Consider the following 12954-nt stretch of genomic DNA (forward strand, 5'->3'; position numbering starts at 1 on the left):
TGACGCAAAAAAGCCCGCCACCTACGATCATGGCAGCGAACTGTTCAGTTAACGGTGGGCCTGATTAGAACAGATCCCACCGCAACCCGGATTATTTTGCGGCTGCTTCCTGCAGGCCCAGATCGGTCAGAGCCTTGCTTACCACTCTTGGCGGCAGCGGAATGTAGCCGTCTTTCATGACCACTTCCTGCCCCTGCTTCGACAGGACCAGCTTGATGAACTCTGCCTCCAGTGGGGCCAGCGGTTTGTTCGGAGCCTTGTTTACGTAGACATAAAGGAAGCGCGACAGCGGATAAGTGCCGTTCAAAGCGTTGGCTTCGTTGTCTTCAACGAACTCGCCACCTTCTTTTTTGGCTAGAGGGACGGTACGCACGCTGGACGTTTTATAACCAATGCCCGAGTAACCGATGCCATTGAGCGAGCTGCTGATGGAGCTGACGACCGACGCCGAACCCGGCTGTTCGTTTACGTTAGCCTTGAAGTCGCCTTTGCACAGCGCTTCTTCCTTGAAGTAGCCATAGGTGCCGGACACCGAATTACGACCAAAAAGCTGAATCGGTTTGTTTGCCAAATCACCGGTTATACCCACATCACCCCAGGTCTTGGCGTCTGCCTTGGCACCGCACAGGCGGGTGACCGAGAAGATGGCGTCGACTTGCGCCATGGTCAGGCCCTTGATCGGGTTGTCCTTGTGTACAAACACTGCCAGCGCATCGACCGCAACAGGGATTGCCGTTGGCTTGTAACCGTATTTCTGTTCGAACGCCGACAACTCGCCGTCTTTCATCTTGCGGCTCATCGGGCCCAAGTTGGCGGTGCCTTCGGTCAGTGCCGGTGGCGCAGTAGAGGAACCCGCTGCCTGAATCTGAATGTTCACGCTCGGGTATTCTTTCTTGTACGCCTCAGCCCACAGTGTCATGAGGTTGGCCAGGGTATCGGAGCCTACGCTGGACAAGTTGCCCGAAACACCCGACGTCTTTACGTACGGTTTGATCGCCGGATCAACAGCAGCAACCGCATTGGCAGTAGCGACGCCAGCGGCAACGAAAGTGAATGCGGTGATCAAACGTTTAAAAGTCATACCTTGCTCCGAGCGAGGTGAAGAAACAGGTCCGTTGGCCCGAGTATTGGCCTGACGCGTGACGACTCTATGACTTAATTGTGACAATTAAATGAAAGGCCGCCACCCTGTTCAGGAATGGCGGCCTTGAGTACCACGCGGCATGAAACGGAAGTCTTCAGACTCGAACTATCAGCGCTTTTTAGCGATCAGGTAGCAACCAATTAGCATGCCCAGCACACATAGAATCGCCACATACCAGGCCGGTGCCATAGGGCTGGATTTGAGCATGAGCGTCACGACCATCGGCGTCAGACCTCCAAAAATCGCGTAAGCCAGGTTGTACGAGAACGACAACCCCGAGAAACGCACCACGGCCGGGAATGCCTTGACCATCACGTACGGCACTGCGCCGATGACACCAACGAACAGGCCGGTCACTGCATACATCGGGAACAGCCAGTCAGGATTGGCCGCCAGCGTGTGGTACATGGTCCATGAGCAGATCAACAGGCCCAGGCTGCCAAACAGGAACACACGGCCAGCACCAATGCGGTCGGCCAGTGCGCCCGAAGCGATGCAGCCCAGACTCAGGAAAACGATCGCCAGGCTATTGGCCTTAAGCGCCACAGCAGCCGGGAAGCCGAAGGTCGCGCCTTGCAGGATGGTCGGGGTCATCAGAATGACCACGATGATCCCCGCCGAGAGCAACCAGGTAAGCAGCATCGAGATAGCAACTGCACCGCGATGATCACGCAGTACCGACTTGAGCGGTACTTCTTCAGCCAGCGCTTTGCGCAACTGCAGCTCGGCGAACACTGGGGTTTCGTGCAACCAACGGCGCAGATACACCGACAACAGACCGAACACACCACCTACCAGGAACGGGATACGCCATGCGTAGTCGGACACTTCAATCGGGGTGTAGATGCTGTTGATGAGGGTCGCCATCAGGGAGCCCAGCAGAATGCCGGCCGTCAGACCACAGGTCAGCGTGCCGCAGGCATAGCCAATATGACGCGCAGGAACGTGCTCGGAAACGAACACCCAGGCGCCAGGCACTTCACCGCCAATGGCCGCGCCCTGAATGACGCGCATCAGCAGAAGCAGAATCGGCGCCCACATGCCGATCTGGGCATATGTCGGTAGCAAACCCATGATCAGCGTCGGCACCGCCATCATGAAAATGCTCAGGGTGAACATTTTCTTGCGCCCCAGCAGGTCGCCGAAGTGCGCCATGATGATGCCGCCCAGAGGACGCGCCAGATAACCTGCGGCGAAAATCCCGAAGGTCTGCATCATGCGCAGCCATTCCGGCATATCCGCCGGGAAAAATAGTTTGCCGACCACAGCAGCGAAGAACACGAAAATGATGAAGTCGTAGAACTCCAGCGCGCCGCCCAACGCGGACAGCGACAAGGTCTTGTAGTCGTTGCGGGTCAGCGGGCGCGAAGGCTGCGCGGTACTCGAAGGCACAGTTGACATGAACAATACTTCTCTAAGGAGGCTTCTCTTGAATAGGGTTAGCGACAGTAAAGCAGGTTACGGCGGGGTGGCCTGCAACTGCGATTGTCCGGAGCAACTGTGCGGATAGGCACCAAAATTGCGTGACACAGGCAGTCATGCCGCCTTGTCGGGTCCGGCAAGATAGCAAATTGTTTCAAAAAGCACACAGCCTGATGCGTATATCGTCGAAATCAGTACTCGATGGTCGTTTCATGACGCATCGCCCGATATACTCGCAGACCGTCGGATTACTGTCGGTTGTGTGTCGGAATGTAGCGCACAAGCCTCAGTCAGTCGGGGGTGCTGTGCGAAATCAGCTGCCATTCAGCCGCTTTCGCAGAGTTTCCCCTTCAGGTGTTCCACCTGCGCTGAACGCTTTATGTTCACGCAAATGGTTTTGAATAGCGCCTGCCAACCGCGGCAACAATACTAAGAGTCATGGGTCAGAGGCACCCTAGGCATGATCGAGTTCGAACAAGAAGATCCAATCCCGCAAGGCGATCTCGCTTTGCAAATCACCGCACTACCCCGCGAAACCAACGGCTTCGGCGATATTTTCGGCGGCTGGCTGGTATCCCAGATGGATCTGGCAGGCACCGCAATGGCCAGCAAGATCGCGGGCGGGCGGGTTGCCACAGTGGCCATTGATCGCATGGCGTTTCTGGTTCCGGTGGCAGTGGGCGCGCAGCTGTCCTTCTATACCCAGGCACTGGAAATCGGCCGCAGCTCCATCCAGATGATGGTTGAAGTCTGGAGCGATGACCCGCTGTCCAGCGAATGGCGCAAAGTGACCGAAGCGGTGTTTGTGTTTGTGGCTATAGATGGCAGCGGGCGCACCCGGTCGGTTCCAGCGCGGCGATAAGGCTGTGTAATTTGTAATTGCAGGAGCTGCCGAAGGCTGCGAAAGGCCTATTCCTGAAACACCGCGATTCGCAGCGTTCGGCAGCTCCTACAGTGAATCACACTCCAAAGAAGGTAAGGCTGGCTGGAGAAAGGTAAACTCATCGACCTGGACATGGTCCATTTTGTCTTAGTCTTTGTTTGAGAGTTCTTTATATGCCAACGCCCCAGGTCGAATCCGTCACCATCGATGAGCTTAACTGCTGGAGAATCAGCCACGGTGAAGCTGAACTCGTTGTCGCCCAGCAAGGTGCGCATATCGTCAGTTACAAGCTGGCCGGGCAGCAGCCGCTGATCTGGTCCAATGATCAAGCCGCCTTCAAGAAAGGCACCCCGATTCGCGGCGGCATGCCTGTTTGCTGGCCATGGTTCGGTAATCTTCAGCGTAACCCGGAAAGCGTTCAGGCCATGCGCGTGAGCGACGAGCCCGCCAAGGCTCATGGCGAAGTACGCGCCATTGACTGGGAATTGATGGGGATGGCCGAAGATGACGACGCGTTGATCGTCGACTTCATCCAACCCAAGACGGAAGGCAAGCTGCCAGGCTGGCCGCATAACGTGGGTCTGAAACTGAGCATTCGTCTGGACGAAGCACTGAACGTCAGCCTCGTGAGCTACAACTCCGGCACTGAAACCGTAAGCTTCAGCCAAGCGCTGCACACCTATTTCGCCGTCAGCGATGTACGCGAGATCAGCATCAAAGGCCTCGACGGCGTGCGTTACATCGAAACCCTGGAAAACTGGGAAGAGCGCAAGCAGTCCGGCGATGTGAAATTCGCAGGCGAGACCGACCGCATTTACCTCAACACCCCGGACATGCTGAGCGTTGTCGATCCGACATGGCAGCGCAAAATCCATATCTGCACCAACGGCTCCAAGTCAGCCATCGTGTGGAATCCGTGGATCGAGAAAACCAAAACCTTCAACGATATGGCCGCTGATGGCTGGCAGGGCATGGTATGCGTCGAAACAGCCAACGTGCTGGACGATATCGTGACGCTGGAGCCGGAGCAGATGCATGTGCTGGATGTGAGTATCTGGGCTGAGTCTTTGTCGGAAGCCTGATTTCTGTAGGAGCGCGCTTGCCCGCGATGAACGATAACTCGGTCTGTCTGACAAACCGCGTCATCGCTCATCGCGGGCAAGCGCGCTCCTGCCGGCCTGCGTAAGCCCTACAAATCCGCCTCAACCACCACTCGCGCTTTCTCTGCATCCATTGCATAAGCCGCATCAGCCAGATCGTTGCTGACCTTTTCAACCTTCAGTTTGCCAACCACCCACAGCGGCGTGTAGATGTCTTCGATCTTCAGGCCTTTGGGGTAACGCACCAACACGAGCTGGTTGGGCGGCGGTGGCGGCACGTGGATACAGGCGCCCGGATACGGAACAAGGAAAAACAGCGTGCTGTGGCCCTTGGCATCCGTTTCAAGCGGTACTGGATAACCTCCAAGACGCACTTCCTTGCCATTCATGGCCGGTACGGTCTTGGCTGAGTACATGACGGCAGGCAAACCCTTGCTTTGCTTCAAACCACCTTTGCTATCAAACGTCCCCTGGGCTTCCGGGGAGTTGTGATCGATTTCAGGCATGGCTTCCAGGGCTTTCTGATCCGACTTGGGCATCAGGTCCAGCCAGTCGGTTTCAGGGATTTCAGCGCGGGCCAGGCCGCAGATCAGAAGCAGGGGGATAACTAAGAGACGACGCATCGACAGGCTCGGCAAGTAGGGGAAGTTGAATAACTGCCCGGCATTCTAGCCCTCTGCGTGCCGGAACGCAGAGGGCCATTGAACATCAGCTTTTCTTTTTGATCAGGCCGAAGATCACCAACAGTACAATTGCGCCAACCAATGCACCCAGGAAGCCTGCGCCTTCGCCTGCCTGATAGATGCCCAGCGCCTGACCGCCATACGTGGCCGCCAGCGAACCGCCGATGCCCAACAGAATGGTCATGATCCAACCCATGCTGTCGTCGCCTGGCTTGAGGAAACGCGCCAGCAGGCCAACGATCAAGCCGATGAAGATGGTTCCGATAATACCCATGCCGTTTTCCCTCTCAAATAAGTGATATGCCAAAGCTTGGTCAGCCATTGGCATCACGCTATCAGAGAGGTGCGGGGTTGGAATGGTTCAATCAGCAACCTTGTTGGAGCGAGGCTTGCCCGCGAATCGATCAACGCGGCGTGACAGATGTACCGTGTCATCGTTCTTCGCGGGCAAGCCTCGCTCCAACGGCTGATCAGTTTTTAATCAGCGCCTCAACCAGCTTCACCTGGCGATCCAGCGTTGCGCGGTCTGCGCTGCGCACGGTGGCGTGGCCCACTTTACGGCCCGCCTTAAACGCTTTGCCGTAATGATGCAGATGGCAATCATCAATAGCGGTCACTTTATCCACAGCTGGCACTTCACCGATGAAGTTGAGCATTGCGCTCTCCCCCACCTTGGCCGTTGAGCCCAGCGGCAAGCCCGCTACCGCCCGCAGGTGGTTTTCGAACTGGCTGCATTCCGCACCTTCGGTGGTCCAGTGCCCTGAGTTGTGCACGCGAGGCGCGATTTCGTTGGCTTTCAGGCCGCCATCGACTTCGAAGAACTCGAAAGCCAGCACGCCAACGTAATCGAGCTGCTTGAGCACACGACCGGCGTAATCTTCAGCCAACGCCTGCAGCGGGTGATCGGTGCTGGCAATGGAGATACGCAGAATGCCGTTGTCGTGGGTGTTGTGCACCAGCGGGTAGAAACGGGTTTCCCCGTCACGAGCACGCACGGCGATCAGCGAGACTTCACCGGTGAACGGTACAAAACCTTCCAGCAAACAGGCAACGCTGCCCAGTTCCGCGAAAGTACCTTCGACGTCAGCTGAGGTGCGCAGAACTTTCTGACCCTTGCCGTCATAACCCAGGGTGCGCGTCTTGAGCACTGCAGGCAGGCCGATAGCGGCGACAGCAGCATCCAGATCGGCCTGGGACTGAATGTCGGCGAACTCAGGCGTCGGAATGCCCAGGTCCTTGAACATGCTTTTTTCGAACCAGCGATCACGGGCAATGCGCAAGGCTTCGGCGCTCGGATAAACCGGCACGAACTGCGACAGGAACGCCACGGTTTCAGCAGGTACGCTTTCGAACTCGAAGGTCACCAGATCCACTTCGTCAGCCAACTGACGAAGATGATCCTGATCGCCGTAATCGGCACGCAGATGTTCGCCCAATGCGGCTGCGCACGCGTCTGGCGCGGGGTCCAGAAAGGCGAAGTTCATCCCCAGCGGGGTTCCTGCCAGGGCCAACATGCGGCCCAACTGGCCGCCACCGATTACACCAATCTTCATTGCAAAACCTCAGGCGTCGCGCGGGTCTGGATTGTCCAGAACGCTGTCTGTCTGCTCAGTGCGGAATTTCTTCAACACTGTGTGGAATTGTGGATGCTTGGCGCCCAGGATGCTGGCAGAGAGCAGCGCTGCGTTGATCGCACCGGCCTTGCCGATGGCCAGGGTCGCAACCGGAATACCAGCAGGCATCTGCACGATGGACAGCAACGAGTCGACGCCCGACAGCATGGAGGACTGGACTGGAACGCCCAGTACCGGGAGGTGGGTCTTGGCCGCACACATGCCCGGCAAGTGAGCAGCGCCACCAGCACCGGCGATGATCACTTCAATACCGCGTGCTTCAGCCTGTTCGGCATACTGGAACAGCAAGTCCGGAGTGCGGTGCGCAGACACCACTTTCACTTCGTACGGAATGCCGAGCTTTTCCAGCATATCGGCGGTGTGGCTAAGGGTGGACCAATCGGACTTGGAGCCCATGATCACGCCAACCAGTGCGCTCATCGTCGTGCCTCTCATCGGGCGCCCGCAGGCGCATCAAAAAACAAACAAGCCACGCGGGAGGACCGGCGTGGCTTGCTGTACGAATAATGACCGGTCGAGCCGGCCAAAGGCCGCGCAGTATACCCCAAAGAAGAGCGTTTGAAGCACCCCTCGTGACCATCTGTCCTGTGAGCCGTTTATGACCTGCAAACCCCGTATTTACTGACCTGCGGGTCAAGCTCCATCAGGGGTCGCGGCGCTCTCAAGCTTGCGCCATAACAAGCGCACGTTGGCCTTGCGTACCAAGGCGCAGCGATACAGGCGGATCTCCAGTGGAATATGCCATTGCGGGCCACCGCACTCGACCAGTTCGCCGCGGGCCAATTCGGCACGCACGCTGAGCCTCGGTACCCAGGCGATGCCCAGACCTTCCAGTGCCATGCTCTTGAGACTGTCGGCCATAGCTGTCTCGTAGATCGTGGTAAAGCGCAGGTTTCGCTGGCGCAGTAACAGATTCACCGAACGGCCAAGAAAAGCTCCGGCGCTGTAAGCCAGAAGCGGCACGCTGCCACCGTCCTCCAGAGCAAACAGCGGCTCACCATTTTCATCGGCGGCGCATACCGGCAGCATTTCGGTGTGGGCAAGATGCAGCGACGGGAAAATTTCCGGGTCCATCTGCAGGGCGGCATCCGGATCGTAGAACGCCAGCATCAGGTCACAGCCGCCCTCACGCAAGGCATGCACAGCGTCGCCAACGTTGGTGGCGACCAGCCGGGTCGCGATGTTCAGGCCTTCGTTGCGCAGTTGCGCGATCCAGCGCGGGAAGAAACCCAGCGCCAGGGAGTGCGCCGCAGCAACCTGCATGACTTCGCCCTGCCCGCCTTCCAGATGGTGCAAGTGACGCAACACTTCACCCAGTTGCTCGACCACGGTACGCGCCGTGACCAGAAACAGCTGGCCAGCCGCCGTCAGCTCGATGGGCGTACGCGAACGATTGACCAGCGTCAGCCCCAGCGCCGCTTCAAGGCTGCGAATACGCCGGCTGAAGGCGGGTTGCGTCACAAAACGCTTCTCTGCCGCCTGGGAAAAACTGCGCGTAGAGGCCAGCGCACTGAAGTCTTCCAGCCATTTGCTTTCCAGATTCATGTTGTCCTCTTACCTGCACCCTATCCATCTGAATTGGGATGGGTCCTGTGGGAGCGAATTCATTCGCGAAAGCCGGTGTGTCAGACAAACAGACGTGTCAGGGACATCTATTCGCGAATGAATTCGCTCCCACAAAGACCCCGCTAACCGCCGGAAATGTATATACACGCCAGTAACACCTATCGCGTCACATCTGCATTATGCCGTTTCGGCATGGCCCAGTATGTAACAGCATTGGTCAAAAATATGCCAGAGGACCAGTATCAGCTGCGTTCCGGCCTTGTCCGTGCCTCTCTTGAGATTATCTCTATCATGTCCTCGCCTGCATCATCGCGCACCGAAAAAGACCTGCTTGGTGTTCTCGAAGTCCCTGCTGACGCGTATTACGGTATTCAAACGTTGCGAGCGGTGAACAATTTTCACCTTTCCGGCGTTCCGCTTTCGCACTACCCGAAGCTGGTAGTCGGACTGGCGATGGTCAAACAGGCAGCCGCTGACGCGAACCATCAGTTGGGCCACCTCAATGCGGCCAAGCATGCAGCGATCAGCGAAGCTTGTGCACGTCTGATTCGGGGCGATTTCCACGAGCACTTCGTGGTGGACATGATTCAAGGCGGCGCTGGCACTTCAACCAACATGAATGCCAACGAAGTCATCGCCAACATTGCTCTGGAAGCCATGGGCTTCGAGAAAGGCGATTACAAACAGCTGCACCCGAATAACGATGTCAACATGGCTCAATCGACCAACGACGCCTACCCGACCGCTATTCGTCTGGGCCTGCTGCTGGGTCACGACGCTCTGCTGGCCAGCCTCGACAGCCTGATTCAGGCATTCGCGGCCAAGGGCCAGGAATTCAACCACGTACTGAAAATGGGCCGTACCCAGCTGCAGGACGCTGTGCCGATGACTCTCGGCCAGGAATTCCGTGCCTTCGCCACAACACTGACCGAAGACTTGAATCGTCTTCGCAGCCTGGCACCAGAACTGCTGACCGAGGTGAACCTGGGCGGAACCGCCATCGGTACCGGCATCAACGCCGACCCGGGCTACCAGAAGCTTGCCGTTGACCGTCTGGCGATCATCAGCGGCCAACCACTGGTTCCGGCTGCCGACTTGATCGAAGCCACTTCCGACATGGGCGCCTTCGTGTTGTTCTCCGGCATGCTCAAGCGCACTGCGGTCAAGCTGTCGAAGATCTGCAATGACTTGCGCCTGCTGTCCAGCGGCCCACGTACCGGCATCAACGAAATCAACCTGCCAGCGCGTCAGCCAGGCAGCTCGATCATGCCCGGCAAGGTCAACCCGGTTATCCCGGAAGCGGTCAACATGGTTGCCTTCGAAATCATCGGCAACGACCTGGCACTGACCATGGCGGCCGAAGGCGGTCAATTGCAGCTCAACGTGATGGAGCCGCTGATCGCTTACAAGATTTTCGATTCGATTCGTCTGCTGCAACGCGCCATGGACATGCTGCGCGAGCACTGCATCGTCGGCATCACCGCCAACGAAGCCCGCTGCCGCGAACTGGTCGAACACTCCATCGGCCTGGTCACCGCACTGAACCCTTACATCGGTTATGAAAACGCCACCCGTATCGCCCGTATCGCGCTGGAAACCGGCCGCGGCGTACTGGAACTGGTTCGCGAAGAAGGCTTGCTCGACGACGCCATGCTCGACGACATCCTGAGACCGGAAAACATGATTGCCCCGCGTCTGGTCCCGTTGAAGGCCTGATGCAAATGCTCGAAAGCTACACGCTCACCAGGTGTTGAGGACCTAGACACTCCTCACCCCTTTTGGGGGTCCAGAGATCATTCTCTCCGGACCCTTTTTTTTACCTGCAAAACGCCCACTGCCAATAACAACACGGATGTATCGCTGCACAGGAAAGGAAAAGTATTGCAGACGCAAGACGAGCGCACCGGTATAGTGCGCGCCCCTAAAAACAACAGCGAGGATTCTCCAATGCTTGAAGTCATCAACGACTTCCTTTCGGGTAAAGTGCTGATCGTACTGATCGTAGGGCTCGGCGGTTATTTCACGATACGTTCGCGTTTCGTCCAGTTTCGCCACTTTTTCCACATGTTCGCTGTTTTCAGGGATAGTTTACGCAACAGCACCGGCCAGCTCAGTTCCTTTCAGGCATTGATGCTCAGCCTTGCCGGACGTGTTGGCGCAGGCAACATTGCCGGTGTCGGTATTGCCGTAACACTGGGCGGCCCAGGCGCGGTTTTCTGGATGTGGGTCACCGCACTGGTGGGCATGGCCAGCAGCTTCATCGAGTGTTCGCTCGCTCAGCTCTACAAACGCAAAGACTCCGAAGGCCAGTTCCGTGGCGGTCCGGCGTATTACATCCAGCATGGTCTGGGTAAGCGCTGGCTCGGCATGGTCATGGCAGTATTGCTGCTGGTGACCTTCGGTTTTGCCTTCAACGGCCTGCAATCCCACGCAGTAACCGACTCCCTCAAGGGTGCATTCGGCATCGACACCATGACCACCGGTATCTGCCTGGTAGTGTTGCTGGGCCTTGCATTCGTCGGCGGCATCAAGCGTATCGCGGCGATCTCGGACCTGCTGGTACCGGTCAAGACCCTGATCTACATCGCCGTGACCATTTACGTCATCGTCCTGCAGATTGACCACGTTCCGGCCATGCTGGCGACCATCGTCAAAAGCGCATTTGGTCTGGACCCGGTGTTTGGCGGCCTGATCGGCAGCGCAATCGTCATGGGCGTGAAACGCGGCGTGTTCGCTAACGAAGCCGGCCTGGGCAGTGCACCAAACGTGGCCGCTGTTGCGCAGGTTGAGCACCCGATCTCACAGGGCGTGGTTCAGGCATTCAGCGTGTTCCTCGACACCTTCGTGATCTGCACCTGCACCGCGTTGCTGATTCTGCTCTCGGGCATCTACGACGTGGGTTACAGCGGCAACGGTATCGTTCTGGCACAGAACTCGCTGGCAGCCGTGGTCGGTGACTGGGGTCGTATCTTCATCAGTGTCGCCCTGGCGCTGTTTGTCTTTACCTCGATTCTCTACAACTACTACCTGGGCGAAAACAGCCTGCGTTTCCTGGTGGGCGAGAGCAAGAAAGCCATCGTCGGCTATCGGATTTTCGTGCTGGTGCTGATCCTCTGGGGCGCCGTCGTTGATCTCAACACCGTGTTCGCCTTCGCCGACATCACCATGACGCTGCTGGCGTTCGTCAACCTGATCGCCCTGGCTATGTTGTTCAAAGTCGCCATGCGCATCCTGCGCGACTACGATGCGCAACGTAAGGCGGGCATCAAGACTCCAGTATTCGATTCGAGCCAATTCCCGGATCTGGACCTGGACCGCAACGCATGGCCTGCCAACCCTGACCACACACCGGTCAACCCGGTCGAGGCCACGGCAAAGCCTGCCACCCAAGCCTGATAGCTAACGTCATACCGGAGAAGAATCATGACTCATGAACAGCCACAACCCGCTCAGCGAGTCATGGTTCTTTATACCGGTGGCACTATCGGCATGCAGGCCAGCGCCAATGGCCTGGCACCTGCATCGGGCTTCGAGGCACGCATGGCCGGGCAACTGGCCGAACTGCCTGATCTGGTGGTGCCTGAATGGCGCTTTCGTGAGATGGCCCCGCTGATCGACAGCGCCAACATGACACCGGCCTACTGGCTGCGTCTGCGCGAAGCAGTCATCGACGCCGTTGATGTCGATGGCTGCGACGCGGTGTTGATCCTTCACGGTACTGACACGCTGGCTTACAGCGCCGCCGCCATGAGCTTCCAGTTGCTGGGGCTCCGTGCTCCAGTGCTTTTCACCGGCTCAATGCTGCCTGCTGGCGTCCCGGACAGCGATGCCTGGGAAAACGTCAACGGCTCACTGGTCGCGCTGGGCGAAGGTCTGAACTCAGGCGTGCACTTGTACTTCCACGGTGAATTGCTGGCGCCGACCCGTTGCGCAAAAATCCGCAGCTTCGGTCGCCATCCGTTCGCAGCGCTGAACCGCGCCCACAGCGGCGAAACACCGGCTGCGCACCCTGCGCCGCTGGATTATCGCCTGCCTAAAGTCGCGGCCAGTGTCGCCATCCTGCCGTTATTTCCAGGTATCGGTGCAGCCCAACTGAACGCCGTTATCGACAGCGGCATCCAGGGGCTGGTGCTTGAATGCTTCGGCAGCGGCACCGGCCCCAGCGATGACCCGGCTTTTCTGACCAGTCTGGAACGCGCCCACCAGCAAGGCATTTGCGTCGTTGCAATCACGCAGTGCCATGAAGGCGGTGTCGAACTGGACGTCTACGAAGCGGGAAGCCGCCTGCGCGGTGCTGGCGTGCTGTCCGGTGGCGGCATGACCCGTGAAGCAGCGCTGGGCAAGCTGCATCTGTTGCTGGGTGCAGGCTTGCCACTGGCTGAAGTACGGCGTCTGGTTGAAGTGGATCTGTGCGGGGAGTTGCGCTAAGCGCGGCACGATAGTCGGTAGGAGCGAACTTGTTCGCGAGGCGATAGCTCTGGTGACACAGGACCATCGCCTCGCCAACAAGTTGGCTCCTACC

Annotated in this window: 12 protein-coding genes; 5 read left to right on the forward strand and 7 right to left on the reverse strand. The window is 58.0% G+C overall.

What is annotated here, in order from left to right; all coding sequences use genetic code 11:
- Window positions 1-91 precede the first annotated feature (91 nt).
- Both AO242_RS20115 and AO242_RS20120 read right to left on the reverse strand, forming a co-directional pair.
- On the reverse strand, window positions 92-1081 hold the full coding sequence (locus AO242_RS20115) for a phosphate ABC transporter substrate-binding protein PstS family protein (RefSeq protein WP_099270103.1): 990 nt from the start codon (window positions 1079-1081) through the stop codon (window positions 92-94).
- A 171-nt stretch (window positions 1082-1252) separates the two neighbouring features.
- Window positions 1253-2545 (reverse strand): MFS transporter, encoded by a 1293-nt coding sequence (locus AO242_RS20120; RefSeq protein ID WP_099270104.1) that lies wholly within the window; start codon window positions 2543-2545, stop codon window positions 1253-1255.
- Window positions 2546-3026: 481 nt separating this feature from the next.
- Here AO242_RS20120 and AO242_RS20125 point away from each other — a divergent pair, with 481 nt between their 5' ends.
- Both AO242_RS20125 and AO242_RS20130 read left to right on the forward strand, forming a co-directional pair.
- Entirely contained in the window at window positions 3027-3428 is a 402-nt protein-coding gene (locus tag AO242_RS20125; protein ID WP_027901946.1) for an acyl-CoA thioesterase, read from the forward strand.
- A 194-nt stretch (window positions 3429-3622) separates the two neighbouring features.
- Window positions 3623-4531, forward strand: coding sequence for a D-hexose-6-phosphate mutarotase (locus tag AO242_RS20130; protein WP_099270105.1), 909 nt, complete (start codon window positions 3623-3625; stop codon window positions 4529-4531).
- Window positions 4532-4638: 107 nt separating this feature from the next.
- On the opposite strand, the gene AO242_RS20135 is transcribed toward AO242_RS20130, so the two are convergent.
- From AO242_RS20135 to AO242_RS20155, 5 genes are all read right to left on the reverse strand, one after another.
- A complete protein-coding gene (locus tag AO242_RS20135) occupies window positions 4639-5172 on the reverse strand; it encodes a DUF3299 domain-containing protein (RefSeq protein WP_027902269.1) in 534 nt (177 codons plus the stop codon).
- A gap of 85 nt (window positions 5173-5257) precedes the next feature.
- A complete protein-coding gene (locus AO242_RS20140) occupies window positions 5258-5506 on the reverse strand; it encodes a GlsB/YeaQ/YmgE family stress response membrane protein (protein ID WP_027902270.1) in 249 nt (82 codons plus the stop codon).
- Between the two features lie 196 nt (window positions 5507-5702).
- Window positions 5703-6785: a 5-(carboxyamino)imidazole ribonucleotide synthase gene (locus AO242_RS20145; protein WP_099270106.1), complete on the reverse strand. Its 1083-nt coding sequence runs from the start codon at window positions 6783-6785 to the stop codon at window positions 5703-5705.
- Window positions 6786-6794: 9 nt separating this feature from the next.
- A complete protein-coding gene (gene purE / locus AO242_RS20150) occupies window positions 6795-7286 on the reverse strand; it encodes a 5-(carboxyamino)imidazole ribonucleotide mutase (RefSeq protein WP_099270107.1) in 492 nt (163 codons plus the stop codon).
- Window positions 7287-7499: 213 nt separating this feature from the next.
- The gene (locus tag AO242_RS20155; RefSeq protein WP_099270108.1) at window positions 7500-8411 is read right to left on the reverse strand and encodes a LysR substrate-binding domain-containing protein; all 912 of its coding nucleotides are present in this window, start codon (window positions 8409-8411) and stop codon (window positions 7500-7502) included.
- Window positions 8412-8723: 312 nt separating this feature from the next.
- Here AO242_RS20155 and AO242_RS20160 point away from each other — a divergent pair, with 312 nt between their 5' ends.
- The 3 genes from AO242_RS20160 (at window position 8724) to AO242_RS20170 (ending at window position 12860) form a co-directional block, all read left to right on the forward strand.
- Window positions 8724-10148 carry an aspartate ammonia-lyase gene (locus AO242_RS20160; RefSeq protein WP_027898152.1) on the forward strand — a complete coding sequence of 475 codons (1425 nt, stop codon included), beginning with the start codon at window positions 8724-8726 and terminating at the stop codon, window positions 10146-10148.
- Between the two features lie 231 nt (window positions 10149-10379).
- Window positions 10380-11828, forward strand: a complete 1449-nt coding sequence (locus AO242_RS20165; protein WP_099270109.1) for an alanine/glycine:cation symporter family protein — start codon at window positions 10380-10382, stop codon at window positions 11826-11828.
- A 27-nt stretch (window positions 11829-11855) separates the two neighbouring features.
- On the forward strand, window positions 11856-12860 hold the full coding sequence (locus AO242_RS20170; protein WP_099270110.1) for an asparaginase: 1005 nt from the start codon (window positions 11856-11858) through the stop codon (window positions 12858-12860).
- Window positions 12861-12954: the final 94 nt, after the last annotated feature.

Origin of the sequence: Pseudomonas sp. ICMP 561 (assembly GCF_002699985.1) — a bacterium.
GTDB lineage: Bacteria > Pseudomonadota > Gammaproteobacteria > Pseudomonadales > Pseudomonadaceae > Aquipseudomonas > Aquipseudomonas quasicaspiana.